The organism is Micromonospora sp. NPDC005298 (assembly GCF_040607375.1).
Taxonomy (GTDB): domain Bacteria; phylum Actinomycetota; class Actinomycetes; order Mycobacteriales; family Micromonosporaceae; genus Micromonospora.
Genome location: NZ_JBEXGP010000029.1, coordinates 16,483 through 42,609, shown reverse-complemented (window position 1 = coordinate 42,609; position 26,127 = coordinate 16,483). Strand labels below are relative to the sequence as shown.

Annotated in this window: 22 protein-coding genes, 1 tRNA gene and 2 pseudogenes; 16 read left to right on the top strand and 9 right to left on the bottom strand. The window is 68.2% G+C overall.

Annotated elements, in window-relative coordinates; all coding sequences use genetic code 11:
• Window positions 1–44: 44 nt before the first annotated feature.
• The 8 genes from ABZS77_RS27005 (at window position 45) to ABZS77_RS26970 (ending at window position 7,140) form a co-directional block, all read left to right on the top strand.
• Entirely contained in the window at window positions 45–968 is a 924-nt protein-coding gene (locus tag ABZS77_RS27005) for a ParA family protein (RefSeq protein ID WP_088990243.1), read from the top strand.
• A gap of 86 nt (window positions 969–1,054) precedes the next feature.
• Window positions 1,055–2,041 carry a segregation/condensation protein A gene (locus ABZS77_RS27000; RefSeq protein WP_354828429.1) on the top strand — a complete coding sequence of 329 codons (987 nt, stop codon included), beginning with the start codon at window positions 1,055–1,057 and terminating at the stop codon, window positions 2,039–2,041.
• The gene (gene scpB / locus ABZS77_RS26995; RefSeq protein ID WP_354828376.1) at window positions 2,034–2,969 is read left to right on the top strand and encodes an SMC-Scp complex subunit ScpB; all 936 of its coding nucleotides are present in this window, start codon (window positions 2,034–2,036) and stop codon (window positions 2,967–2,969) included. The genes ABZS77_RS27000 and scpB overlap by 8 nt, the downstream gene beginning before the upstream one ends.
• Window positions 2,956–3,726, top strand: a complete 771-nt coding sequence (locus ABZS77_RS26990; protein WP_354828373.1) for a pseudouridine synthase — start codon at window positions 2,956–2,958, stop codon at window positions 3,724–3,726. Before scpB ends, ABZS77_RS26990 begins: the two co-directional genes overlap by 14 nt.
• A 192-nt stretch (window positions 3,727–3,918) precedes the next feature.
• Window positions 3,919–4,599, top strand: coding sequence for a (d)CMP kinase (cmk, locus tag ABZS77_RS26985; RefSeq protein WP_354828370.1), 681 nt, complete (start codon window positions 3,919–3,921; stop codon window positions 4,597–4,599).
• Window positions 4,596–6,002, top strand: a complete 1,407-nt coding sequence (gene der, locus ABZS77_RS26980) for a ribosome biogenesis GTPase Der (protein WP_354828366.1) — start codon at window positions 4,596–4,598, stop codon at window positions 6,000–6,002. Before cmk ends, der begins: the two co-directional genes overlap by 4 nt.
• A 189-nt stretch (window positions 6,003–6,191) precedes the next feature.
• Window positions 6,192–6,265: transfer RNA gene (locus tag ABZS77_RS26975), tRNA-Pro, on the top strand.
• Between the two features lie 479 nt (window positions 6,266–6,744).
• Window positions 6,745–7,140, top strand: a complete 396-nt coding sequence (locus ABZS77_RS26970) for a hypothetical protein (RefSeq protein WP_354828364.1) — start codon at window positions 6,745–6,747, stop codon at window positions 7,138–7,140.
• Between the two features lie 533 nt (window positions 7,141–7,673).
• On the opposite strand, the pseudogene ABZS77_RS26965 reads toward ABZS77_RS26970, so the two are convergent.
• The 3 genes and pseudogenes from ABZS77_RS26965 to ABZS77_RS26955 all read right to left on the bottom strand — a co-directional run.
• Window positions 7,674–7,805 (bottom strand): annotated as a pseudogene (locus ABZS77_RS26965) (VOC family protein); the annotation flags it as partial.
• A 59-nt stretch (window positions 7,806–7,864) separates the two neighbouring features.
• Window positions 7,865–8,263, bottom strand: a complete 399-nt coding sequence (locus tag ABZS77_RS26960; protein ID WP_354828361.1) for a hypothetical protein — start codon at window positions 8,261–8,263, stop codon at window positions 7,865–7,867.
• Window positions 8,264–8,713: 450 nt separating this feature from the next.
• Window positions 8,714–9,079: a hypothetical protein gene (locus ABZS77_RS26955; RefSeq protein ID WP_354828358.1), complete on the bottom strand. Its 366-nt coding sequence runs from the start codon at window positions 9,077–9,079 to the stop codon at window positions 8,714–8,716.
• A gap of 1,072 nt (window positions 9,080–10,151) precedes the next feature.
• Between ABZS77_RS26955 and ABZS77_RS26950 the strand changes: the two genes are divergently transcribed.
• From ABZS77_RS26950 to ABZS77_RS26940, 3 genes are all read left to right on the top strand, one after another.
• A complete protein-coding gene (locus ABZS77_RS26950) occupies window positions 10,152–10,850 on the top strand; it encodes an SDR family oxidoreductase (RefSeq protein ID WP_354828356.1) in 699 nt (232 codons plus the stop codon).
• Window positions 10,851–11,387: 537 nt separating this feature from the next.
• Window positions 11,388–12,320 carry a GNAT family N-acetyltransferase gene (locus tag ABZS77_RS26945; RefSeq protein WP_354828354.1) on the top strand — a complete coding sequence of 311 codons (933 nt, stop codon included), beginning with the start codon at window positions 11,388–11,390 and terminating at the stop codon, window positions 12,318–12,320.
• A gap of 579 nt (window positions 12,321–12,899) precedes the next feature.
• The gene (locus tag ABZS77_RS26940) at window positions 12,900–13,748 is read left to right on the top strand and encodes a site-specific integrase (RefSeq protein WP_354828351.1); all 849 of its coding nucleotides are present in this window, start codon (window positions 12,900–12,902) and stop codon (window positions 13,746–13,748) included.
• A 664-nt stretch (window positions 13,749–14,412) separates the two neighbouring features.
• On the opposite strand, the gene ABZS77_RS26935 is transcribed toward ABZS77_RS26940, so the two are convergent.
• The gene (locus ABZS77_RS26935) at window positions 14,413–14,631 is read right to left on the bottom strand and encodes a hypothetical protein (protein WP_354828348.1); all 219 of its coding nucleotides are present in this window, start codon (window positions 14,629–14,631) and stop codon (window positions 14,413–14,415) included.
• On the opposite strand from ABZS77_RS26935, the pseudogene ABZS77_RS26930 reads away from it, so the two are divergent.
• Window positions 14,566–14,851 (top strand): annotated as a pseudogene (locus ABZS77_RS26930) (decarboxylase); the annotation flags it as partial. The gene ABZS77_RS26935 and the pseudogene ABZS77_RS26930 overlap by 66 nt on opposite strands.
• A gap of 190 nt (window positions 14,852–15,041) precedes the next feature.
• Here ABZS77_RS26930 and ABZS77_RS26925 read toward each other — a convergent pair.
• Together ABZS77_RS26925 and ABZS77_RS26920 are read right to left on the bottom strand one after the other, a co-directional pair.
• Window positions 15,042–16,316, bottom strand: coding sequence for a condensation domain-containing protein (locus ABZS77_RS26925; RefSeq protein WP_354828347.1), 1,275 nt, complete (start codon window positions 16,314–16,316; stop codon window positions 15,042–15,044).
• A gap of 33 nt (window positions 16,317–16,349) precedes the next feature.
• Window positions 16,350–16,589: an acyl carrier protein gene (locus tag ABZS77_RS26920; protein WP_354828345.1), complete on the bottom strand. Its 240-nt coding sequence runs from the start codon at window positions 16,587–16,589 to the stop codon at window positions 16,350–16,352.
• Window positions 16,590–17,028: 439 nt separating this feature from the next.
• On the opposite strand from ABZS77_RS26920, the gene ABZS77_RS26915 reads away from it, so the two are divergent.
• Window positions 17,029–17,712: a sulfotransferase family protein gene (locus tag ABZS77_RS26915; protein WP_354828342.1), complete on the top strand. Its 684-nt coding sequence runs from the start codon at window positions 17,029–17,031 to the stop codon at window positions 17,710–17,712.
• 155 nt (window positions 17,713–17,867) lie between these two features.
• Window positions 17,868–18,935: a hypothetical protein gene (locus tag ABZS77_RS26910; protein WP_354828339.1), complete on the top strand. Its 1,068-nt coding sequence runs from the start codon at window positions 17,868–17,870 to the stop codon at window positions 18,933–18,935.
• A gap of 140 nt (window positions 18,936–19,075) precedes the next feature.
• On the opposite strand, the gene ABZS77_RS26905 is transcribed toward ABZS77_RS26910, so the two are convergent.
• Entirely contained in the window at window positions 19,076–20,272 is a 1,197-nt protein-coding gene (locus tag ABZS77_RS26905; RefSeq protein ID WP_354828336.1) for an ATP-grasp domain-containing protein, read from the bottom strand.
• A gap of 242 nt (window positions 20,273–20,514) precedes the next feature.
• On the opposite strand from ABZS77_RS26905, the gene ABZS77_RS26900 reads away from it, so the two are divergent.
• Both ABZS77_RS26900 and ABZS77_RS26895 read left to right on the top strand, forming a co-directional pair.
• Entirely contained in the window at window positions 20,515–21,054 is a 540-nt protein-coding gene (locus ABZS77_RS26900; RefSeq protein ID WP_354828334.1) for a GNAT family protein, read from the top strand.
• 411 nt (window positions 21,055–21,465) lie between these two features.
• Window positions 21,466–22,710, top strand: a complete 1,245-nt coding sequence (locus tag ABZS77_RS26895; protein WP_354828332.1) for an MFS transporter — start codon at window positions 21,466–21,468, stop codon at window positions 22,708–22,710.
• 54 nt (window positions 22,711–22,764) lie between these two features.
• On the opposite strand, the gene ABZS77_RS26890 is transcribed toward ABZS77_RS26895, so the two are convergent.
• Entirely contained in the window at window positions 22,765–24,276 is a 1,512-nt protein-coding gene (locus ABZS77_RS26890; protein ID WP_354828329.1) for an AMP-binding protein, read from the bottom strand.
• Between the two features lie 31 nt (window positions 24,277–24,307).
• Complete coding sequence (locus ABZS77_RS26885; RefSeq protein WP_354828327.1) at window positions 24,308–25,708, bottom strand: FAD-binding protein; 1,401 nt, start codon at window positions 25,706–25,708, stop codon at window positions 24,308–24,310.
• Window positions 25,709–26,127: the final 419 nt, after the last annotated feature.

Here is a 26,127-nt window from a genome sequence, read left to right as displayed (position 1 = left end):
GGCTCCGACGCCGGGTGGGGTCGTCGGGAGGGGGCAACGAGCACATGGCTGGCAACGGTGACCGTGCCGAGACCTGGACGTCGGAGCTCCGCGAGCAGCAGGCCACGCTCGGTGCGGACCTCGGTCCGGCGGATCCGGCGGCCTACACGATGCGCAAGCCCATCCCCGAGCCGATGCCCACCGATCGGCACGGCCCGGCGCGCATCATCGCGATGGCCAACCAGAAGGGTGGCGTCGGCAAGACCACCACCACCATCAACCTGGGTGCCGCCCTTGCCGAGTACGGCCGCAAGGTGCTGCTCGTCGACTTCGACCCGCAGGGCGCGCTGTCGGTGGGCCTGGGGGTCAACCCGCACAACCTCGACCTGTCCGTCTACAACCTGCTCATGCAGGACGACGTGACCGCCGAGGACGTCCTCATCAAGACCGACGTGGCGGGCCTGCACCTGCTGCCGGCCAACATCGACCTCTCCGCCGCCGAGATACAGCTCGTCAACGAGGTCGCCCGGGAGATGGCCCTGGCCCGGGTCCTGCGGTCGGTCCGCAAGGAGTACGACTACATCCTGATCGACTGCCAGCCCTCCCTGGGCCTGCTGGCGATCAACGCGCTGACCGTCGCGCACGGCGTGCTCATCCCGCTCGAGTGCGAGTTCTTCAGCCTGCGTGGTGTGGCGCTGCTGCTGGACACCATCGACAAGGTGCGCGAGCGACTCAACTTCGACCTGGAGCTGGAAGGCATCCTCGCCACCATGTACGACAGCCGCACCACCCACTGCCGCCAGGTGTTGCAGCGGGTGGTCGAGGCGTTCGGCGACAAGGTCTACCAGACGGTCATCACCAAGACGGTGAAGTTCCCCGAGTCCACCGTGGCCGGTGCGCCGATCACGACGATGGACCCGGCGTCCTCCGGGGCGCGCAACTACCGTCAGCTGGCCCGCGAGGTGATCGCCGCCCAGTCGGAGCGGTAGCCGGAACGCCCGGTGTCCATCGCGTGCAAAACGGTCGTGCGGTGACCGCGCCGCCCCTCGACCCGCCCGAGACCGCTGCTCCGGCCGTGGTCGACGGTGTGTCGCCCGCCGGGTTCACGGTGCGGCTGGCCAACTTCACCGGCCCGTTCGACCTGCTGCTGCAACTCATCGGCAAACACAAGCTCGACGTGACCGAGGTGGCCCTGCACACGGTCACCGACGAGTTCATCGCCTACATCCGGGCCATGGGCGACGACTGGGACCTCGACGAGGCCAGCGAGTTCCTGCTGATCGCCGCGACCCTGCTGGACCTGAAGGCAGCCCGGCTGCTGCCCGCCGCCGAGGTGGAGGACGAGGAGGACCTCGCCCTGCTGGAGGCACGGGACCTGCTCTTCGCCCGCCTGTTGCAGTACAAGGCGTACAAGGAGGCGGCCGCGCACATCGCCGAGCTGGAGGCGGTCGGCGGTCGCCGCTATCCACGGGCGGTCAGCCTGGAACCCCGGTACGCCGAGGCCCTGCCCGACCTGGTGCTGGGCATCGGTCCGCAGCGGCTGTTGAAGCTGGCGGTCAAGGCGATGACTCCGAAGCCGGTGCCGGAGGTGTCGATCGCCCACGTGCACATGGTCCGGGTCAGCGTCCGGGAGCACGCGGCGATCCTCGCCAACCGCCTGCGCCGGGCCGGCACGGCCACGTTCTCGCTGCTCTGCGCCGACTGCGAGGCCACCCTGGAGGTGGTCGCCCGGTTCCTCGCGCTGCTGGAGCTGTACCGCGAGGGTCTGGTGTCGTTCGTGCAGGAGCAGGCCCTGGAGGAGTTGACCGTGCGCTGGACCGGCCCGGCCGAGGGTGACACCGAACTGCACGTCGACGAGTACGCCGGCACCGCGACCGACCCGGAGCCGGTCGGAGCCCCGCAACCGGAGCCGGTGGGGTCGGAGCCGGTCGGACCGGAGCCGGCGGGCTCGGGGGCGGACGGGCCGGAGCCAGCGGGCTCGGAGCCCGTCGGGTCGGAGCCGGCGGGGGAGGCCGGCGGGCCGGCCGGGACGGGAACGACGGAGGATGAGCGGGATGAGTGACGAGGAACGCCGGGACTCACTGGCCGACCAGGCCGCCGCCTGGGTCCCCCCGTGGGAACGCCCCCGCCTGCCCGCCCCCACGGGCCCGGAGTCCGGGGAGATCGCCGAAGAGGCCACCGAGGCCGATGAGGAACGCGACAGCGACCAACCCGATCCCACGGTCGCGACCGTTCCGCCGCCCGCCCTGGACGATCGTGACGGCGATCACGGGCCGGAGCCCTCCCCGAGCGCGGGGGAGACCGGCGTGGCGGGGGAGACCGGCGAGCTGGCCGGGGCCGGCGGGACCGTTCCGCCCGGGGAGGCCGGGGGTGCGCACGTACCCTCTCGGTCTGTTGGCGGGCGGCGGCGGGTGACGGCCGCGCCGGAGCCCGCGCCGGAGCTGTCCGACACCGAGCTGCGCGGGGCGCTGGAGGCGATCCTGCTGGTGGTCGACGAGCCGGTCAGCGAGCTGGTCCTGGCCCAGGTGCTGGAGCAGCGGGCGGAGCGGATCGGGCCGGTGCTCGACGAGATCGCCGCTGGCTACACGGCCGCCGGGCACGGGTTCGAGCTGCGCCGGGCGGCCGGCGGTTGGCGGCTGTACACCCGGCCGGAATACGCTACGTACGTTGAGCGGTTCGTGTTGGACGGGCAGTCCGTACGGCTGACCCAGGCGGCGTTGGAGACGCTCGCCGTGGTCGCCTACAAGCAGCCGGTGACCCGTTCGCGCATCTCGGCCATCCGGGGTGTGAACTGCGACGGGGTCATCCGTACGCTTGTCACCCGCGGCCTCGTCGAGGAGTGCGGCACCGAAACGGACAGCGGGGCGTTCCTGTACCGGACCACCACGCTGTTCCTGGAGAAGCTCGGGCTGAACACCGTCCACGAGCTGCCGCCCCTCGCACCCTTCCTGCCCGACGACGTAGAAGAGCTTGCTGATGCGACCCGATAACCGTTCCCCCAAACCCGACGCCCCTGTCTTCGAGGGGGCTGAGCGCCTGCAGAAGGTGCTCGCCGCCGCCGGCGTCGGTTCCCGGCGTGCCTGCGAGGACCTGATCTTCCGCCGCCGGGTCACCGTGGACGGGCGGGTCGCCAAGCTCGGCGACAAGGTCGACCCGGCCACCGCCGTGATCCACGTGGACGGCGAGCGCCTCCAGGTCGACGTCCGCCTGGTCTACGTGGCGATGAACAAGCCGCGCGGCGTGGTCACCACCATGGCGGACGAAAAGGGACGCAACGAGCTGTCCGACTTCATCGGCGCCCGGCTGGAGCAGCGGGTCTACCACGTCGGGCGGCTCGACGCGGACAGCGAGGGCCTGCTGCTGCTCACCAACGACGGCACCCTCGCGCACAAGCTCATGCACCCGTCGTACCAGGTGCTCAAGACGTACCTCGCCGAGGTGGTCGGCCCGATCCCGCGCAACCTGAGCAAGCGGCTCCTCGCCGGCGTCGAGCTGGAGGACGGGCCGGTCAAGGTCGACTCGTTCCGGGTGGTCGACACCCTCGGCAAATCCGCCCAGGTGGAGCTGAGCCTGCACGAGGGGCGCAAGCACATCGTCCGGCGGCTGATGGAGGAGGTCGGCCACCCGGTCACCCGGCTGGTGCGTACCTCGATCGGTCCCATCCGGTTGGGTGACCTGCGCACCGGGCGGATCCGACGGTTGACCAACGCGGAGGTCGCCGCCCTGTTCAACGCGGTGGGTGACTGAGCCCACGGGAACGGGGTACGGCTGCCGGTAGGCTCCGTGGCGGCCGGTACGCGGCCGCCGGGTGGCGTGGGTCGCCACCGGCGGTGGCGCGCGAGGGTCCAGCACGGACCCCGGGCATGATTGACGACGATAGACAACCGCTTGCGGCGCCAGCACCGGGCGATCCGTGAGGTACGGGCTGAGGAGGACACGGTGGAAGAAAACGTACGGACCGGGCGATGTGTGGTCGCTGTGGATGGGCCGTCCGGTTCGGGTAAGTCCACCGTCTCGCGGCGGCTCGCCGTCGGCATCGGTGCGCGCTACCTGGACACCGGGGCGATGTACCGGGCGATCACGTGGGCCGTTCTGCGCTCCGGCGTGGACCTCACCGACACCGCGTCGGTGGCCAAGGTCGCCGGCGAGGTCAAGCTGCACATCGGCACCCACCCGCAGGGGTACGCCGTGTCCGTCGACGGCGTGGGCGTGGACGCCGACATCCGGGGCGCCGAGGTGACCGGGGCGGTCTCCGCCGTGGCCGCGGTCCCCGCGGTCCGCGAGCTGCTTGTCGCCCGCCAACGCGAGATGATCGCCAACGCTGGTCGGATGGTGGTCGAGGGCCGGGACATCGGCTCGGTCGTGGCGCCGGACGCCGACCTGAAGGTCTTCCTGACCGCCTCCGAGGAGGCCCGCGCGGCCCGGCGCAGCGCCGAGGACGCCGCCGACGTGGCGGCCACCGCCGCTGACCTGGCGCGACGGGACCGGCTCGACTCGACGCGCAAGGTCAACCCTCTCGCCCAGGCGCCGGACGCCGTCGTGCTGGACACCACCGAGCTGGGCATCGACGAGGTCGTCGCGCGACTGCGTGACCTGCTCGCCGAGCGGGGTGTGGCATGAGCAGCGATGGTGGCGGTTGGGTCGAGTTGCGTGAGCCCGACGTCACCGTCGAGGAACCGACCGGCCCACAGCCGGTGGTGGCCGTGGTCGGCCGCCCCAACGTCGGTAAGTCCACACTGGTCAACCGGATCATCGGCCGTCGACAGGCGGTCGTCGAGGACGTACCCGGTGTGACCCGGGACCGCGTGCCGTACGACGCGCAGTGGAACGGCCGGTCGTTCACCGTGGTGGACACCGGCGGCTGGGAGCCGGACGCGAAGGACCGCGCCGCGGCCATCGCGGCGCAGGCCGAGACGGCGGTGCTCACCGCCGACGTGGTGCTCTTCGTGGTCGACGCCATGGTCGGCTCCACCGACGTGGACGAGGCCGCCGTGAAGATGCTGCGGCGCAGCGCCAAGCCGGTGATCCTGGTGGCGAACAAGGCCGACAACACCTCCATCGAGATGGAGGCCACGTCGCTGTGGTCGCTCGGCCTCGGCGAGCCGTTCCCGGTGTCCGCGCTGCACGGGCGGGGCTCCGGCGACCTGCTGGACGCCATCCTCGCGGCGCTGCCGGAGGCCCCGGCGATCGTCGAGAACCGTCCGCGCGGGCCACGCCGGGTCGCGCTCGTCGGCCGACCCAACGTGGGCAAGTCCAGCCTGCTCAACCGGTTCTCCGGTGAGGAGCGGGCGGTCGTCGACTCGGTCGCCGGCACCACTGTGGACCCGGTCGACAGTCTGGTCGACATCGGTGGTCAGACGTGGCAACTCGTCGACACCGCCGGACTGCGCAAGCGGGTCGGCAAGGCCAGCGGCACCGAGTACTACGCCAGCCTGCGCACCGCAGGCGCGATCGAGGCCGCCGAGGTGGCCGTGGTGCTGCTCGACGCCAGCGAGCCGATCAGCGAGCAGGACCAGCGGATCCTGACCATGGTGACCGAGGCCGGCCGCGCGCTGGTCATCGCCTTCAACAAGTGGGACCTGGTCGACGCGGACCGCCGCTACTACCTGGACAAGGAGATCGACCGGGAGCTGCGCCGCATCCCCTGGGCGATCCGGCTGAACCTGTCCGCGATGACCGGCCGCGCCGTGGACAAGCTGGCGCCGGCCCTCAACAAGGCCCTGGCCAGCTGGGAGACCCGGGTACCGACCGCGTACCTCAACCAGTGGCTGACCGCCCTGGTGCAGGCCACCCCGCACCCCGTGCGCGGTGGTCGCGCGCCGCGCATCCTGTTCGCCACCCAGGCCGGGGTGGCGCCGCCGCGGTTCGTGCTCTTCACCACCGGCCCTCTGGACGCCGGCTACCAGCGCTTCGTCGAGCGCAAGCTCCGCGAGGAGTTCGGGTACGAGGGCAGCCCCATCGAGATCTCCGTCCGCCCGCGCAAGAAGCTCGGCCCCGGCGGCCGAGGCAAGGCGCACGGCTGACCTGTCACGCCACTTAAGCCGGGTGGGCCGATCACGGCCCACCCGGCTTCTTTCTACCCCACCCTCCTAGGACGCTCTAGGGGTTGTGCGGTGGTTCCCGCCGCACACAACCCGGGTGGGGCCTGTGCGGACTGGGAGGAGCAGCTGCGCTAAGCTGTACCGGCTGTCGCAGGGGAAACCTTGCGAGGGCGGGACGTGGCGCAGCTTGGTAGCGCACTTGACTGGGGGTCAAGGGGTCGTCGGTTCGAATCCGGCCGTCCCGACGCAGGTCAGAGGGCTGATTCGGAAATCGGGTCGGCCCTCTCGCCGTTCTGGGGACCAAGATCGGTCAAGTTGAAGCGTGCCTAGCGCTGCTTGACCGACGGTCAAGTCTGAGTGTCCAGCCGGGATAACTGCCGAAGGGGCCTGCCCTCTCCATTCCGGGATCCGAATCGTTGGCAGCCCCTGTGGCCTCAGCCAGCGGAGGGTCCGGTTTCCGGCTCGATTCGACGTATCTGGCAAGGACGTGCTTGAGGCCGTGACGGTCCAAGCGCCATCGCTGCATCTGCCAGACCTGCCGGTCTTCGAGCACCATCCCGATGAGATCCAGCGCGACCGCCGCAACTAGTTCCGCCGGCTGCCGACGTGCCTAGTCCCACCAGGTGCTTGACACATCCGTCCCAACTGGTGCATGACCGTTGACCTAGGTTCTATAGGCGGGCGGCGCGTGGTCGTTGGGCTCGGAGGCACGGGAGGATGGGCGATGGACTATCGGGAGTTGTTCGACAAGCTCCACCGCCGGCCGGGCATGTTCGGGCTAGACGGCTCCTTTGGACAGTTCACAGCGTTCTTGCAGGGCTACTGGATGGCTGACGCTCGACTGCTAGACGGGTGGCGCGAGTGGCTGGTCATCCAGTTCGACGCCGGCAACAACCTGACGTGGCAGGCACTCGCCAGACGGCTCGCTACTCCCGGGGAGTACTCGCCGCTCCTGCCGCTCGATGACGTTCAGAACCGTGCCGCAAGCGACGCCCTGTTCAGGCTGTTGGATCACTTCCTCGCGGAGCGCGAAAGCAGCGGAGGCGCTTCTGCGATCAAGGCCGCTCACCAGGCGTGGATGGAGCGCCAGAGCTGGTATCGGCCCGAGGGACCGGCGTAAACGAGACGCAACGATCATGTCAAGCGTCTGGTGGGACGCCACTATCAAGAATGTCCCGTGACGGAACATTCTGCGCTCCGACTCCGGCCACGCAACACGCCCGGCGGCTGGCGCGGAAGCGGGAAGCCCAAGGGGCCGCCGCAGCACGACAGGACGTTGATGAGTGAGGTGGTGGGCCGGCAGCCCGCCGGGCCGCGCGGCCACGAGCCCGCGCGGCGTAGGGGAGCGCACGCCGGCGTGTCGGCGAGCTGGCGGCGGTCGCAGGGTTGCGGCTTACTGCGCCTCCGGCGGGGGCGCTCGGGCTCCGAGATGGCTGCAACCCCGTCGGCGCGTTGCGGTCCGTGGGTGGTGACGCAGGGCCAACCCGCCTGCCGACGATCCGAGCGAGCCGAGCAGACCACCGCCCGGCCCGCCAGCGTCCGAACCTGTGTCAAGGTCCGCTTGACGTGGCGGACCGGGCGGCGGCCCGCTCCCCGAAGGGCGGGTCGACGGCAGAGGGGATGGCAACCGGTTCTGCGGACGTCGGTCCGCATTCATCGGGCTCGGCTTCTCACCAGGCATAAGGGGTGCCCGGCCGGGTCGAGGAAGACGCGCCATCGGTCGCCACTCGGCTGAGTCTCCGGCTTGGTCGCGCCTGGTCTTAGGACCAAGACCACGGCCTCGTCGGGGTCGTCGACGAGACCGAGTCAAGGTTTGAGGCAAGCCGCCGCTGGACTATCCCGTATCAGCAGGCGTCATAAGCGCCGGAGTTGGTCAGGTAAGCATCGGCAACCCAGCCGAAGTTGTCGCCGGAGCCGGAGTTGTAGCGCACGTAACTCCACGAGTTCCAGCCGTTGATGGTGTCGCCCCGGGTGTAGCAGTACATCTCCATCTGGTGGCCGTTGGGGATGCGCAGGTAGAGATTGCAACTGGTGTGAGGGCCGGAGCGGAGGGCGACGCCGCCGCTGCCCGCGCCGGTGACGCTCTCGAACTGAAATGTGGGGCCGTTGCGCGAGCTATGGGAGCAGCCGGCCAGCGACGGAGTCGCGCTGACCGCGACGATCCCTGTGCTGGCCGCGATGATCACGACCGCCTGGACTGCGAGCTGCCGCAGCGAGCGCCGAGGTGGGTTCTGGTTCGTCACTGATGACCTCCCGTGAGGCGATAGCTGGGCGGGACCATTCCAGCGATATTGAAGGCTAGTTATATAATGATCTCGGTTAAGAAACAACCCGGCAGTTCCTGAGTCAGGGGTCAGCCTGACGGAGGCGGTCGACGTGCTCAACGAGCAACACGTGCGACTGAAGGCCCAGCAGCCAGACGAGCAGCCAAACCAGTGACCGTCGGCGGACGGTGACGGACCGGGGCACCAGGTCAGGCACGAGCACCAGACACACCGTGAGCAGGCGTCGTCGACTTCCCGCTGTTGGTGGAACGGCGGCTCGATGTTCCGCTTCAACGTCTGACATTGGCGCTGGGTGACCAACTTAGTGACGATGGGTGCGGGCACCGCCGGACGCCCACGGACTGCGGCGGACGGTTCGAACAGCTCATCCCGACTGCTGACGCAGCTTATCGACGGCTGGTGGTTCCTTCACACTGAAGCGTCACTGTCCGTTGGATCCTGAGCATGAAGGCGGCGTTGGTGATCGTGGTACGAGCCTTCGACCGCCTCTGTCGATGCGTCACGGAAGACTGCGCCGCAGGCTAGACACTCCACGTGATACGTCGTGCCGCCCGGGTGATCTTCCTGCCACCTGTGCGGCTGACCGGCCTCCACCCACTTTGGCGCCCACTCAACGTCGAATGCGTAGGTAATGTTGATGGCGATGGACTCCGCGAGGTTTCCCAACGTCGCGTCGTCGAGCTTTAGGTTCATTGGGACGTTCATTGCCACGATTTCGCCACGGATGTTCGCGGTGAGGCGCTCGAACGTGTCGATCGGGGGCAGCTCTGGCATCGAGCAATGTTCGCACGCTGAGCGGCTACCGAAGTGGTCGGCGTGCCCGATCCGTGCCCGACGCAGCGGTCAGCACTGGCCAACACTGGGCACGTTGATGGCCCAAGCCGGAACACTCCGTGCCCGAAACAAGCCGGAACGGCTACGCAGGGCGTCAATCAACCCGATTCCCAGGCTGACAGTCGTCCTGCATGATGACCGCGTGGACGCTTGGCAGTCGATCGACGAGCTCATCGTGCAAGGGCGGCACGTCCTGGCGGTAAAGGCGATTCGCCAGGCCGAGGTATGCAGCCTCCAACGAGCGTTTGACGTCTTCGCCGAGCGCTGCGAGCTTCTACGGCGGACGAGGCCCGATGACTTCGAGGCCTCCGTGAAGAGTACTGACGTCCATGAGTGACTAGCTGGGTGACGACCGGCGCACACATGGGTGGACGAGCATGGACTCTGGGGGATCGTCATAGCAGCTCACGAGCCAGGTAGCGGCAGGTCGCGGCTTTGTTGGTTGCCTGGGGGTCAAGGGGTCGTCGGTTCGAATCCGGCCGTCCCGACGCAGGCCAGAGGGCTGATCCGGAAATCGGGTCGGCCCTTTCACCGTTCTAGGGACCAAGATCAGGCAAGTTGGAGTTTGCCTGGCGCTGCTTGACCGGTGGTCAGTCTCAGGTGGCTACCGGAGTCATCTGCCGAATTTCGTTCTCTGGATAAAGCGCGTCGCGCAAGCTCGCCCCTACCGTCCCGGTGCGTCGCGCTCTGGACCTCTGGCCCGCCGCGCACGCGCCGGCCGACCGCACCAGCTCCGTGGCGGTTCAAACCCGGATACCTCCGGAGGGGGGCCTCGGCTCCGGGAGGGGCTGCCCTCCCTGCCGCCATGGACCCCGGCGAAGTCGAGCAGACCGTCACCGGGGCCGCCGATGGTCCGTGCGATGTCTTCGGTCCGTTCGTCGGGGCGGCCCCGGAGTCGGCCTGCTTTCCGGAGGGTGAGTCGACGGCATACGGGAGGGCAGGGAGTGGCAGTCTGGGTGGCACACATCCCTGCCTGACGGCATGGACAGCCGGCGAAGCTAGATTCATGCCCATGACAGTCGAGGGACAAGTCGCCGTAGTCACTGGGGCGACCGGCGGCATTGGGCTGGCCGTGGTGGCGCAACTGTCGGCCGCCGGATACAGGGTGCTGGCACTTGGTAGGGACACGAGCCGTCTGAGCGAGCTTGCCCACGCGCATCCCGGAGTGACACCGATCTATGCAGACTTGGCGGAACCCGCGAGGCTCAACAGCATCGTACCCAACCTCGACCGACTCGACGCTCTGATCCACTGTGCCGGGATTGCCGACCTTGCCGAGGTAGAGGAGACGACGACGCAACTATGGCAACGGATCCTGGACGTCAATGTGGTGGCCTCTGCCGAGATCACCCGCGCACTGCTGCCTGCACTTCGTGCCGCTCGCGGTCATGTCGTATTCATCAATGCCGCATACGGAATGACCGGGGTACCACGCTGGTCGGCGTACGTGGGCAGCAAGGCAGCCCTGCGCGAGCTCGCCGATTCGCTGCGCGCCGAGGAGGCAGCGCACGGCCTTCGCGTCACCAGCATCTACCCGGCTGGGGTGGATACGCCGCTGCTGCGCGAGGTGCGTCGGTCGTTTGAACGTGACCATGATCCCGCGACCAGTGTGCGTCCAGAGACCCTCGCAGGGATCATCCTGGCCGCACTACGTGCGCCCGCCGACGCCCACATCACTGACCTCGCGGTCGAACCGACTCGGCGCGGCTAATCTGGGTGCCCGTTGCGCGCCCGATACGGCGGCCAACGGCCGTCAACCACGGTCAACGATGAGAACGACGACCAGGCCGCCACCAGCAAGGGAAGCACGTAGGCAGATCGCCGTCGACCAACGATCGACAATTCTTGAACCGTGTGCTGAGGCCGTCGAGCATGCCGGCGTGCCGGGGACCAAGTGGGGACCACACGGCCTGTGCGATGGTGCGCGGCACGACGTGGACCGCACGGCCTGACCTTGGGGATAGCGTGCGTGACGTGCGTGGACGTGCGGTGAAGCGTCCTGGGGGTCAAGGGGTCGTCGGTTCGAATCCGGCCGTCCCGACGCAGGTCAAAGGGCTGATCCGGATATCGGGTCGGTCCTTTCCGGCGTTCTGGGGACCACGCCGGTCAAGTGCGGCGCCCGGTAGCGCTTGCTTGACCGCCGGTCAAGCCAGGCGGCCAGCCCTTGCCCTGCCCGATCGTTCTCTTCGCGTCGTCAAGGCAGCCTCGGCCCCTGCGGAACATGGTGGAGCTTCGCTAGCCTCTGCAGGTGATCTCCTACCGCGCTACTGCCGCCGCAGACCTCAACCGCGTGACCTCGTGGGTGGTGACCGAGCCTGTGGGGTGGATCCGCGCCGACCGTTACGTGGCCGAACTGGCCGAGGGCATGTACCGGCCGGAATGGACATGGATCGCCGAGCACGACGGGCGGGTCGTGGGACGGGCGTTGTGGTGGGGGTCGAAGGCTGGCCTGCATCCGGTCGCGCTCGACTGCCTAGACGTGGACCCTGCCGTAGGCAATCGTGCCGCAGTCGCCGCCGAGCTGATCAGGGCCGCGCTGGCCGGGTTCCCGGAGCCGGTGCAGTACGAGATCAAGGTCGCCGGTGGCTGGCGCGAGCATCCGGCCACCTCGGCGGCCATGGAGTGGCGGCGGGCGGCGGCGCACGCGGCGGGCCTCACCCGGGAGGTGGAGCGGCTGCAGTTCGAGTGGGCACCCGCCGACGGGTTGCCCCCCGCGGCTGGCAGGCTGCAGTTCGCCAAGGCCTCCGACGAGGAGTTCCTCGCGGTGTTTAAGAGAATCGCCGAAGGCAGCCTGGATGCCCAGACCCGTGCGAACGTAGTCGCCAAGGGCGTGGACGCGACCGCGCGCGAAGAGATGGACTTTTACCTCAGGGCGCCGGGCAAGCGGGAGTGGTGGCGGATCGCATACACGCGCGAGGGCGAGGTGGCGGGCATGGCGATTCCCTCCGCGACGCCGTACAACGTGAACGTCGGCTATCTCGGGGTGGTGCCGGAGTTTCGCGGGCGCGGTTACGTGGACGAGGTGCTCACCGAGATCACCCGCCTTCACGCAGCCAATGGGGAGTCGCGCATCACCGCCACCACCGACCTGGGCAACGCGCCTATGGCGGCCGCTTTCGGTCGCGTCGGATATCGCAACACGGAGATTCGGATCAACCTCTCCAACGATATCGAGCCCTAGACGAGTAGAGGCCGGCGCCCTGGGACCAGGTGGGGACCAAGCGTCGTACGCGATGGCGGTCGGCATGCCGTCGACTACACGGCCTGATGTTTGCGGATAGCGTGTGTGACGTGCGTGGACGTGTGGCGAAGCGTCCTGGGGGTCAAGGGGTCGTCGGTTCGAATCCGGCCGTCCCGACTGGTATTCACCAGCGGATATAGAAGATCATGTGTGACCTTGCGGTAACGCTGGCGGTAATGGAGATCGCTTAACGTGGGCTGCATCCATCGATCCCGTTACTGCGGAGGTGCAGCCGCATGGCTGTCTACAACTACCGCCTCGCCAACGGCCAGACCCGCTGGTTCTTCATCATCGACTCCCGCCCGACGCGAACGGGCGGCGCCGCCAGCACAAGCGGCAGGGGTTCCCCAATCAGGCCGCCGCGCAGAAGGCGGAAGAGGACCCACGCGCGGCCTACGGCGGCGCCGACCTCGGGGCGGACGGCAGCGTCGCCGCCGAGCTGGAGAGCTGGCTCAACGAGCGCGAACTGGATGTCCAGGAGACGACGCTCAGCAACTACGGGACATCATGCGCTGCTACGTGGTGCCGCACATCGGTACGCGGCAGCTCTACGCCCTCGACAAGCGAGTGATCCACCTCGGGGTCAATGTCGATGGTGTGCGGCAACCTCGGCAGGCCGAGCGGGAGACGATGGGGCGCAAGGGCGTGTGGACGCCGGCGCAGTCGGCAAAGTTCCTCAAGTCCCACGCCGACCACCGGCTGCGTGCCGCCTGGGTCCTGGCGATCTTCGTTGGCACCCGGTGTGGAGAGCTGGCCGGCCTCAAGTGGCCGCGCGTGGACCTCGATCGGGGCGTGTTGCTGTTGCATTGGCAGCGGACCACGACCAGCAACGGCGTGGTCGAAAAGTCACCCAAGGGCAAGAGCAAGCGGGCGGTAGCGCTCGGGCCAGCCCTGGTAGCGGAGCTGGACGCTCACCGGACGCGCCAGGTGGTGGAGAAGGTCGATGCCGGAGTCCTGTACCACGACGGCGGCTACCTGTTCTGCCGAGAGGACCGGGAGCCGTACTACCCCAAGTACTTCACCGACCAGTGGGCGAAGGCGTGCGCTGACGCCGACGTTCCGGTGATCTCGCTCCACCATGCACGGCACACCTCCGCTACCGCCGGAGCCGACGCTGGCGTTCCCGAGCACGTGATGCAGCGGCGCCTTGGTCACGCCGACAGCCGCACGACCCGTGAGGTCTACACCCATGTGCTGCCGGAGAGTGAACGGAAGGCCGCGGAGCTGATGGAGGCGGTACTCGGAGACGCCGCAAGCTGGTCGCCCAGGCCCGTAGCTATGGTGGAAACACGCTCACGTTGGCCGGACTGCTTCCCTGCTCCGGTCTCGCCTACCCCGGTGACGATCCGGCGTTCCGGCGGTCAGTAGAGCATCAGCTGCAATTGGTCGCTGCGGCTGAGCCGTTACCTGTCGCGGATGCTTCACCCGGCAACGCACCGGGCAACCGGCTGATTGCATCGTGAGGGCTGACGCCGATACCGGTGTTCTCACGAGCTCCGGTGGAGGACTCCGACAATGTCAACCACCACAAGCGATGGATGCGTGCCGGGCCGGGTGCAGGGGCAGGTATGGACGATCGATGCAGTACGGGAGCTCGGTGTCACCACCGATGTGGAGACTGCTGCGGCGATGTTGGGTATCGGACGCACGAAGGCATACGAGCTGGCCAAAACCAACGAGTTCCCGTGCGCCTTCTACGTATCGGCCGTTGATACCTGGTTCCGGTGCATGCGATCCTCAAGCTGCTTGCCGTCGAGTAGTCATTTGCGAGCAAGTCCGACTGAGCGCTGCAACCGGTCCGTGCCCCGAGTCGGGGGCTCTACAGTCCAGGGCGCGAAATATCCCAAAGTTGTCGCCCTCTTCAGCAGTAGCCCGATCGTCGTTGCAGACGGAAGTGCAGTAGGTGTAGAAATTCAACCGTAGCCAACGGTCGGCCGCACGTGCGCAAGGATCAGGCCGACGCTCGCGGCGGGGATTATCAGGCGTTTGAGGTCACCCCCGTCATCCGCGCGTCCGCGGGCGGCTCCGTTTCCTAGCCGATCATCGTTTGGTCGAGGTGGTCCTGGGTGAACGCGGATGCCAGCCACTCGTCGAGTGGGTCGGTGAGGGCGTCCTCGCTCGGGTAGACGTTGCGGGGGCGTTCGACCTCGTGGGCCAGGGCGTATTCCTGGGGCAGCGGCAGTAGGCGTCGCTCGCCGCGCTGCGCTTCGAGACCGGGGTCGTCGGCTGTCGCGGCCTCAACGCCGCGCACGGCCTGACCGCTTACGACCTGGCTGACGCGGCCGTCAAGCGTGCGATGCTCGCCTCGGCCCACCGGGTCATCGCGATTGCCGCCGCGGCCAAGTTCTCCCGCACGGCTCTCGCCTTCGTCGTCGCGGCGTCCGCGCTGCACACCGTCGTGACCGGAGACGACGCCCGAGGACGAGACCGCCGCACTCGACGCCGCCGGTGTCGTCATGCGGCGGGTCTGACGCTGCGACCACCTCGACTGGTCGCCTTCTCCGGCCGCGTCGGCGGTCTGCGCGACCAATGCGCTCCCACTTGTCGCGGGAATTCGCGGGGGGCAGATTGCGGAAAATCGTTCGACGAACGTCGAACGATTTTCCCCCCGTCATGGCTGTCGACGGCGAGCCCTGCCCACCGCTGCCCGGCTTGCGTCGTTCAGGTTCCCGCCGAGAATACGAACCTTTCCGCCGCGTCGAGGAGCCCTTCCACGGCCGCCTCGGGGAAGTAGCTCGCGTTGTACTCCGCTACGAGGTGGGGACTCGTGTCGTACAGGTTCCAGAAGATGACTACGGTCTCGGTCCAGATCTTGTCATTGGGCAGGCCCACGTCGATATAGTCCGCTTCGGTGCCGGAGAACGGTGCCGTGAAGAACGAGGACATCGGTTGCTCGTGCAGCTCGAACTGGACCCCGGGCGCCTCCTGGCCGGTTCCCGTAAACACCTCGTTCCAGGAACTTCCGGCGACGGTGAGTGGAATAGCGTGATCGAATATGTCCAGGGTGCGTAAGAAGACTTCCTGGACCATTGCGAGCCGACTCGTGGCCCGGTGCCCGAGGTGGAGCGGCACGGTTTCGGCGAACAGACCCGCTGTCTGGGCGGTGCCCGGCAGCCCACGACCGTGGTGGGTTACGGAGATCCCTGGCGCGGGCATGCCGGCGACCTCCCGCATCCCCGCGAGGACGCCGGTGGAGACCACCGCGAAGGGTGTTACCCGAGCTTGCCGCGAGAGTGCGTGGACACGAGCCTTCGCGTCCGGCGGTAGGGCGTGGCTGAGCACCTTGAGCTGATAATCGCCGGTGTGCTTGGCATCGGGCAGGAAGGGAGAAGGGTACGTCCCGAACTCCCCGCTGTAGGAGCGCCAGAACTCCCGCCGCTCCTCGCCCCAACGGCTGGAAAAACAGCGGCGCTGCTCGGAGGCGAAACGCTGGTAACTGCCCGCCTCCGGCAGGTCACTGGCATCACCGGCGAGAGCGCGGTCGTAGAGCTCCTTGAAGTCCTCCCGGATGTGTCGCCAGGAGATGAGATCGGTGATGATGTGGTCCAGCGCGATCCCGAAGAGATGTCGTTGCTCGCTGCGCTGCACGATGGCGATGCGCGTGAATGCCGGGCCGTCCAGGCTGAAGGGGGTGCCGAGGAAGTCGCGCATCAGTTCGATGGCCCGTTCGTCGGTCTCCGCGGTGTAGAACTGCACCTCGCTCAGCGCATCGGAGTGCGTGCGTGCTTCGTCGGGTGAGGCGTACGTCCGGCGCAGGGCATCGTGACGCTGGCAGAGTCGCCGCCATGCGTCACGGACCGCGCCCTTGTCCAGGGCGCCGGTCACCCAGATCGTCCGGTAGAAGAGGTTGTGCCAGTCGTCGAACGCCCCGGTCAGCCGCGCCTTCTCGGCGAGTGAGGTCGGCCCTAGGGAGGTCTTGGCCCGGGATGCTGTCACTTCCAACCTTCGGCTATGTGACGTCTGCATATGTCAGGATTTGATGTCGTGCGAAGCGGGGGATTCCTGTCCCAGCTTGCTGTCCAGGAATTCCGAGAGGCTTCGTGGCGAAGTGTGAAAGAACACCTCACGCAACTTCACTTCGATGCCGAATTCCCGATGTACCTCGCCAATGAGCTGCAACATGTGCAGCGACGTGCCACCGTTGTCGAAGTGATCCGAATTCTCGTCGAGGTCGGGCTTGCCGAGAACCTGGCGCCAGATGTTGGTCAAGATTACCGTACGTTCTGACATCTCTCCCCATAACCTAGATCCATGCCGGAACTCAGCAGTTGTCCCGCGATCTCTGGTGCTACAGGCCGTGACCGGGCGGACTGTAAGCTACCGATCGGGCAGCTGCGCGGGTACTGACAACAGTCAGGATCGGGCCTTCCTCCTCGCTGGGAAAGGGAACCACCGGCAGGGGTTCGAGCCCGGGTCACGTGCCGGCTGTCGTCGATTCGGCGGCGTCGGCTCCCGGCCGGAGGAGCCGCTACCGTCGGTGCTCGGCGGAGGGGCGCGCCACCAGCGAGCGGGGTGGTTCCGCTGCGCGGCAAACACGCCAACTTTCGGTACTGATACCTGTCAGTACGTCTTCTCGCGCGTGGGGCCTAGTGTGCCTTCCATTGCTACTCCCGCCCGACTGCTACTCACCAGAGCCTAAGAAGGTCAGATGAAGGTAATTGGGGCAGGGCTCCCGCGTACGGCGACGCTGACTCAGAAGATCGCACTCGAAATGCTCGGAATCGGTCCCTGCTATCACATGTTCTCGGTAGCCGCCAATCGGGACCACATGTCCGAGTGGAGAGCGGCATACGAGGGGAATCCCGACTGGGAGGCCATCTTCGCCGGATTCTCGGCGGCCGTCGACTACCCGGCCTCGTTCTACTGGCGGGAGTTGGCCGACGCCTATCCCGAAGCGAAGGTCCTGCTCAGCGTGAGAGACGGGCACTCGTGGGCCCGGAGCGTACGGGACACGATCTGGGGTATCACCTACGGCGACACCGTGAGCCGGCACCTGGCGGCGGCCGTGGAAACCGTAGATCCCGAGATACGGCGGAATTCGAAGATGCTGCGGGGCATGTACGCGCGAGCCGAGCTGTTCGGTCCCCACCCGGAGGTGTTCGACGAAGACACCGTGGCAGCGGTCATGGACCGGCACATCAAGGAGGTACGCGCGCACATCTCCGCCGACCGACTGCTGGAATGGTCGCCGAAGGACGGCTGGGAGCCGCTCTGCGCCTTCCTGGACGTTCCCGTCCCGCAGGCGGCCCTACCGCACGTCAACAGCTCCGCCGTCTTCAACGAGTACCACATCGACGGTTCGCTGAAGATCCTTCAGGAGATGAACCGCTAGCTTCGCGCCTGCGGGGAGGGCTGGGCTCGACAGCGGCGCCGGGCGCAGCGCTTCGTGGCCGCGTCCAGCCGGCTCCTGATCCGCTCGAGGTGACGCCTGCGCCTCGGCCACCACCGTCCGGGCTGCCGGGAAAACGAGTTCACGGAGGATGGCACATGGCCATCGGCTTCACCTCGACGATCGCTGACCTCGACCAGAAGCAGTTTGACTCCCTGGACCGCGCAGCCGGGTTCGCCTCCTCCTACGCCCGGCTTCGGCAGAAGGAGCAGGATCCCCGGTGGATCGGCCGCTATCTGGTGTGGACCGAGGGCAGTCTGCTCCGGGCGGTCGTCCCGGTCTACCGGTCCCGCATGAACTCGTGGCCCGACGCGGCGTACGACCCACGAGCCTGGGGGCTACCCGACGGTGTCGGTCAGGAGTGCGCTCCGAAGGCCGCACTGCTGGTGGGCGGTTGCGGTGACCGGCGCACCGGGCTCCACGTCGACCCGGAGGCGAGGACGCCGGACGTCCTCCGGCGTCTCCTGGTGGAGCTCGCCCGGCTCGCCGTCGACGACGATCGGTGTCTGGCCTTCCCCTACCTGCACTCGGACGCCAGGAACGCGCTCGCAGCGGCGACGGATGACCGCATCGTCTGGGCCGACATGGCATCGGAGGCCCATGTTTTCGGACTGTCCGAACCCGACTGGGAGAGCAAACTTCCGAGTAAGGTCCGGCATACGCTCCGCCAGGACCGACGCCGGATCGCGACCGCGCCCGTCGCCGAAGGGGCTCCGGACGGTGTGCCCTGGGACGAGGTCCGCGCCTGGGCTGCCGAGTTGATTTCCGAGCAGCACGCCGTCAAGGGCGACCCCGAGATGCCCGAGTTCGTTAACTTCCGCTATTCCGACCTGCAGGAGAACACGGACCTCGAGGTCTTCGTGTTCACGGGCCGGTCGCCCAACCTGCGCGGCTTGGCCACGGTTGTCGTCTGGGAGGACGAGATGGAGGTGTGCGAGGTCGGCCTGCACGGCGAGAACAGCGATGAGCGGCTCGCCGTGTACGTCAGCGTGGGCTTCCACCAGCCGTTCCGGTACGCGCAGGCCCGGGGGATCAACCACATCCGTTACGGCAGCACGTCCGAGTCAACGAAAGTCGCTCGAGGCGCGGTCTTCACACGATGTCATGGCGGTCTGCTCGACCTGACCGAGACGAAGCGGCTCGCCGGCGAGGGGCGCCCGGGCTGAATCCGGGGTGCCCGGCCGGGCAGCTGTGCCGGCGACGACGCCGGGCCGGTCGGTGGCCGTGACCGGAGCGGCCCCACGCTGGACTCTCGCGCACCCAACAGCGCGAATTGCCGACAGGGGCCGCTCGGTCCGCCATGGATTCACATGACGACCACCGGGTCGGACTTGACGGTGACCTCGAGCAGCGCGGCAGCCCCGCGTGCTCGTTGCAGCGCCTGCTCGGCGGTGTCGCCGGTGGCGATGACAGCTCCCAAGCGGTCGTCAGAGCTGCGCAGTTCGCCGACGCTGTCACCAGGCGAAACAGTTACGTACGCCTCGGTGACGCCCGCTGCGGATCGCGCCTCCGGCAGGCCGTCGACGCTCGTGACCGTACCGGCCTCGGGCGTCAGGAACCAGGTCGCGGCGGCCCGCGTCTCGGTCGCCACGTCGAGGCCCAGCGGACGACCTGCCAGCCAGTCGAAGACCAGCTGATGGATGTCCGGCCCGACGGCGAGTCGGACGAGCTCGGCGATCCCGTCGCCGCCGGGCCGGCAGTGTGTCTCGACGATGCGGGGGCCCCGGTCGGTGAGTACGACCTCCGTGTGCGCGGGACCTTCCAGCAGTCCGATGGCGTCCAGGCACGCGGTCACCTCGGCCGTCAGCGCTTGCACGGTCTCCGACGGCAGGGGCGCCGGTACGACGTGTCCGATCTCCACGAAGTTCGGGCCCTTGAACTTCCCGGTCACCGCCAGCAAGTGGTGCACCCCTTCGGTGCTGAACGTCTCGACGCTGAACTCGGGCCCGCTCAGGTACTCCTCGGCCACCCAGCCTGCCGTACCCCTGATCCGCGCGACGACGTCGTCCAGGCCCTCCTCGCTCGACATCAGGGTCACACCCCGGCTGCCCATCCCGTCGGCGGGCTTGACGATGAACGGGTACCCCACCTCGCTGGCGAACGCCTTCAGGTCGTCGATCGTGGAGACGCGGGCGGCGATGACCGTTCCGACCGTGGAGTCACGCAGGGTGTCACGCATGCGTGCCTTGTCGTTCGTCGCCCGCGGCACGTCAGGGCTGTTGGCGTGGAGTCCGAGGGCATCATTGATCTCCGCAGTGATCTGCACATAGAGATCGTTCAACGAGACCGCCACGCCGAAGGGTTGTTCGGCGTGGATGCGGCAGGCGGCGGCCAGCAAGGACTCGGAGGACGGGTCGTCGAGGAGGCAGACCGAGTCCGCCCCGTCGGCGAGCCAGTCGGGTGCGCCCTCCCGCGGGCCGAGATACTGCACCCGCAGCCCTGCCTTGCGGGCCGCTCGGACGACCCCGGGGTGGCGGACCCCGACGAGAAGGACACGGGTCACAGTCCGGCTGCGGACAGTCAATGCCACTCTTTCCTCCTGTTGATGCCCGACCAGAGTCTTAGGTGTCGAGCGGGCCGTGGGGGATTCGGGTATGCCGCGCACAGCCGAATCCGGCTGGCCAAATCATGACATGAGACCGACCGGGAAGGAGTCCGTAGACGGGTGCGCCGCCACTGTGGACGGTGATCGGGGTCCATCCTTGACGGCTTTGGTGACGTCGCCTCGGCTGTTAGCCTGGGCGCATGTCAGATCTGGGACTCGCAGCCTGGCCACCTGAGCCGATCAAGACCGAACGGCTCGTGCTCCGCGCGTCCGAGGCCCGGGACCGGGCGGCGTTCATCGAACTGCTGGCCTCGCCCGAGGTGAACGCCTACCTCGGCGGCCCCCGGCCGCGTGACGAGCTCCAGCGTGAGCTACCCGAGGTGCCCGAGCGGTGGCCCGGTAGCTTCGTCGTCGAGCTCGACGGGGTGATGATCGGCCAGCTCCTGCTCCGGAGAGCGGCGGAACACCGAAGGCCGGCGGCCGTCGGGAAGGCCGATCTCGGCTACCTGTTCCTGCCGCGAGCATGGGGCTTCGGGTACGCCGCCGAGGCGTGCGCGGCAGCACTCGACTGGCTCGGCGGCGTCCTGCCCGGCGAGCCGGTGGTGCTCACCACCCAGTCGGCCAACGTCCGCTCGATGCGTCTCGCGGCGAAGCTCGGGTTCTCCGAGCTGGAGCGGTTCGAGGCCTGGGGGGCGGAGCAGTGGCTCGGCCTGCGACCACCAGTCGCCCCCTTCGTCTGAGTCGAGGTCGTCAGGCCGGTCGGCTCGAGGTCGACGGCCATCTCGGGCCTCCGGCCGGCGACGTTCACCGCCGTGGCCCCGGGCCCGCTGGCGTACGCCGGCTTCGCGCAGACCTCGCTGCCGGACGCGGCCGACGTCGTCGAACACCCGATCGCCCCGCGTGCGGTCGCCGGGCGCTCACCGACAGCATCGAGCCAGGATAACGGCCTTCCGGTAGGCGGAACCCCGCCGATGCGTTCCGCCGCGTAGCTGGACCCCGTCCGGGTGCCAGGGTCCGGAGGCTCGCCGTGGTCCGGGGGTGGCTGCTGCCCACAGTTCGGTCCGCTCGGCCATGCCGACGCCCGCTACTCATGTTCGTCAGGGTCGGCGATGTCCGAAAGCTGCGATCCTGCGGGGATGGTTAGGAATCGAATGACGAGAGCCGCGCGGCTGCTCATCGCCGGTAGGGTCATACTGGCCATCGGTAACGGCTTGGTGGTGCCGCTGACCCTCATCTATCTGCACCAGGTTCGCGGCATCCCGCTGGCGGTCATCGGGTCACTGTTCGCCGCCATGGCCGTCATGAGTCTCGTCACCGTCCCGTTCGCCGGCGCGTTGCTGGACCGGGTGGGAGCACGGCCCGTGCTCGTCGCGGCCATCGCCGGGCAGGCGCTCGCCGCGGTCGGGTTGGTGTGGGTGCACAGCACCCTGACGGCGCTTCTCGTCCTGCTGCTGCAGGGTGCTGCGCTCGGTCCCTCGTTCCCGGCGTTCAGCATGCTGCTGGCCGGGATCGACGAGGACCCGGAGCGGCAGCAGCGGGCGTTCGCGGTCAGCTTCACCTGGATGAACGCTGCGATCGGCCTGGGCGCCGCGGTCGGCGGGGTGGTGGCGAATGTGCGGCATGCCGCATCGTTCCAGGCCATGTTCCTGGCCTGCGCGGTGTTGGAGATCGTGGCCTGCGGCATCATCCTCCGGTTGCCGAACGTGCGGCGGCCGGCACGCGAACAGGCCCAGGAGAAGGCCGGATACCGCGATGTCCTCGCGTCTCGTGGCCTGCGCTCGGTGATGATCGCTACGCTCGTGCTCTCCTTCACTGGCTACGCCGCCCTCGACTCCGGACTGCCGGCCTACGCCTCGGTGGTCGCCGGGGTGCCGGTGAACGCCGTCGCCCTGGCGCTGACGGTGAACACGATCGTCATCGTGGTCGCACAACTGTCCATGCTCCGGCTGGTGCGGTCGCTGCGACGCAGTAGGGCGCTCGCGCTGATCGGTCTGATCTGGGGCGTGGCCTGGGCGGTCTTCGGGCTGTCGGCGTTGCCCGCACCGGGTTGGGTGCGGATCGCGCTGGTCTTCGCCTTCGCGGGGCTGTTCGGGCTCGGCGAGACGATCCTCGCGCCGACGCTCATGCCGTTGGTGAACACCCTCACCGACGACCGGGTCCGAGGCCGCGCCAACGCGATGGCAAGCGGGACGGTCTCGCTGGCATTCGTGGCGTCCCCGGCGCTGTCCACGGGGCTGATCTCCATCGGCCTCGGGGCTGGCTGGATCGCGCTGCTCTGCGCGGGCTGTGTCGGCGTGGCGCTGCTCGGCGTACGTCTGGGTGGGCAGTTGACGGCGGAGCAGGACATCGTGGCGTCAGCGAGGGACCGGGAATCGGCGGACCTGGCAGCCGTGTGATCGTTTACAGTCGTGCCCGCCAAGTCCCCGGACCGGGCGGGCACGACTTGTCGTTCAGCCCGGCAGCGCCTCGGCCCGCTTCCGCAACGCCAAGCGGTCGACCTTGCGGTTGGCATTCAACGGCAACGTCTCCAGGTGGATGTAGCGCCCCGGCACCGCGCTGCTCGGCAGCACGGCACGTACACCGTCCGCCAGCTTCGACTCCGGCACCTCACTGCCGGTGTAGAACGTGATCAGCTCGGTTCCGTGGTCCGTGGCCCGCGCGACGGTGACCGCGTCATGGACCCCCTCGCACTCGCGCAGGACGTGGTCGACCTCGGCCAGCTCGATGCGTGACCCGTGCACCTTGACCTGGGAGTCCATCCGGCCGATGTAGGCCAGGACGCCGTCCGGGTTTGCCCGGACCCGGTCACCCGTGCGGTACCAGCGCCGGCCGTCGAACTCGACGAACCGTCCTTCGTCGTCAGCCGGGTCGAGGTACCCACCGGTCATCTGCGGACCCGTGACCCACAGCTCACCCTCCATGGACGACTCTTGCCCCTGCTCGGTTACGAGGCGGAAGTCGTGGCCGGCGTGCACCCTGCCGATCGGCACGGTTCCGTTGATGCCTCGCCTGACCGACTCCTCGCCGGCCCAACGGTGATAGGAGATGCCGATCGACAGCTCCGTCGGCCCGTAACGGTTCTCCAGCTTCGAGTCGGGAGCGGCCGCCAACCAGTCCTCGACGTCCTGACAGCGCAACGCCTCTCCGCCGAAGATCGACCACTTGAGTCCGCCCAGCGCGCCCTTCTCCAGCCCACCCATCTCCCGAGCCATCCAGATCCCGCTGGGCGTCGAGTGCCAGATGGTGATTCGGTGCTCGGCGATGAACGAGGGAAGATCCCGGTACGCCGCCGGCGGCACCACCACGATCGTCGCGCCCGCCCCCCAGGCCGCGAAGACGTCATGAATGGCAGGGTCGAAGCTGAGGTCGTACGTCTGGGCGAGCACGTCGTCGGGCCCGAAGTCGCACCGCCTGTCGAGCTGCTCGAAGTAGTGCGTGAACCCGCGGTGCAGGACCGGAACCGCCTTGGGGGTCCCCGTCGAACCCGACGTGAAGAGGATGTACGCCCGGTCCGACGGCACCACAGGGATCGGTGCCACGAATTCCGGGTGCGGCGCCACCGGGATCGTCGGGAAGCTGCCGGCGACACCGCCGGTGTCCAGTACCCGGATGTGCGTCTCCTGATCGGTGACCTCCCCGAGAACCGCCAGACCTTGCTCGTCCGCGATCACCGTGTCCACCCCGGCCACCTTCATCATGCGGCGGGTGAGTGCGGCGGGAAAGCTCGGATGCAGCGGAACGACCGTAGCGCCCGCGTAGAGCACCGCCAGTAGGCCCGCATAGCCGGTCACGCTCTTACCCGCCAGGACACCCACCGCACGCGGGGACCCGTTCGACACGAGCGAACCCGCCCAGCTCAGGGCTGTGTCGTGCAGCTGCTGATAGGTGACGACGTCCGGACCGACCCGCACGGCGGGACGGTCGGCGGACAACGTCAATCCGCGCAGGAACCGATCGGCCAACGTTAGTGACATAACCTTGTCAACCCCACCTTCACCTAGACCGACTACTGGTCGACTTCGCCTCGGTCCGTGACCCGTCGGCTACTGTCAGGGTCGCGGAGCTCGGCGTCGGAGTGCCGAGGTAGCCGGGAAAGCGGCCCTCGGGGTCCCGGGTGGCACGAATCTGCTGGAACGTCAGCCAGGCAGCGTCGGACATTATCCGGTCGGGCCGGACGGTCAGGTCACTGTCGCCCAGGTAGCAGCCTGCTGAGTACGCCGCCACTCGACTCATAGTGACGTCCAGCCACGAGCGGCAGTGGGCGTCCTCCGCCGTGGTCTGGCCGATCACGTACGCCGCGAAGTACAGGTCGGACGGCAGCGAGACGGCCATGTCCGGTGGTCGGCGTGACCACAGCGGGCTGAAGTCGCCCAGCATGGTGAAGGTTCTGGCGGTGGGCAAGTCGGTGAAGGCCGGCAGCAGCGCCGCGACCAGCTCCGCGGAAGATCCGGTGAGGAAGGCGTTGTCCGCGAAGTAGCGGTGCTGCTCGGGGTTGGCCCGCAGTTGTTCCGCGCACAGGTCGGTGAACCGTACCGGCTGGGCCACCTTGGCCGTCAGCGCCTTGCCGGCCACGGGGCAGGCGCCGAGGGCGGCCAGCGAGGTCGGGCCGCCATCGAACGAGACCGCGTCGATGATCAGCACCGGCCGGTCGAGTCCCGGCGTCGTGCAGGCAACGGCGGCGAGTTCCACGGACGGCGGCAGGTCGTGGCGTGCGGTGTGGTACCAGGTCAGCACCTCCGACGCGAGGTCGGCGGGGTAGACGTAGCTCGACTGGATCAGCTCGGCGAACCGCGGACGTGTACGCAGCCGGAACTCGGTCACCACACCGAAGAAGCCGGGGCCCCCGCCTCGCGCCGCCCAGAACAGGTCGGCGTTCTCTGTCTCTGAACACCGCACCAGCTCTCCGGTGGCGGTGACCACATCCATCGAGTCGATGGCCTCCGCGGCCCAACCCCAGCCGCGACAGTTCCAGCCGATGCCACCCTGTAGGAGGAAGCCGCCCAGGCCCACGGTGGGGGAATGGCCCACCGGGAAGAACCGGCCGTGCGCGGCGAGGTACGGGTCCAAGTCCAGCCCGCCGCGCACCGCCGGGCCAACCGCCACGATCCCGCTGGCCGGGTCGTACGACATCCCGCTGAACTGAACCAGGTCGATGAGCAGGGTGTCCTCGCGCAGTGACCAGGCGTCCCAGCTGTGCCCGCCAGCGCGGACCGCGACCTTCCAGCCCTGCGCCGCGGCCAGCCGTACACCGGCTGCCACGTCGGTGGTGTGGGCAGCGCGCAGCACTGCCATCGGCCGACGGGACGGCCGGCGGCTGTTGAAGAGCCGCGCGGTGGCGGCGTCCTCGAACCCCGCGTCGCCCTTTCGCCAGAACTCCCCGGTGAATTCGGTCATCGGCGGGCGATTCTCGCGACGGGCCCTGCGGCAGGTCGTGCCTCTTCGCCGGGTGAACCCGGTCCCCGGGAGGCGTGGGGGTGAGGTACTGACAACGGTCCCTCTATGCGCGTGACGCCTGCCGGTGTCAGGACGCGGTGTCTTGTGCGCCGGAGCATCGGCACCTGCTCCTCCGAAGGAAACTCCTCGTTCCGAAAGCGTCGGACAACCTGTCGGACCGGGCCCTTCAGAGAATTGGCAACAGATACGGTCGACGACGCCAACTCGTTCCGGGGTCGAATATGGGACTCCTCACGATGCCGCGTGATCTCCCGATCTGGCACGGTGCCGACTGTGACGAATCTTCAGGCTAGCGAGTGGCGCATGGCGCACGTACTGACACCGGTCAGGATGTCGTGGCCATTGTGGAGACGCCCGGC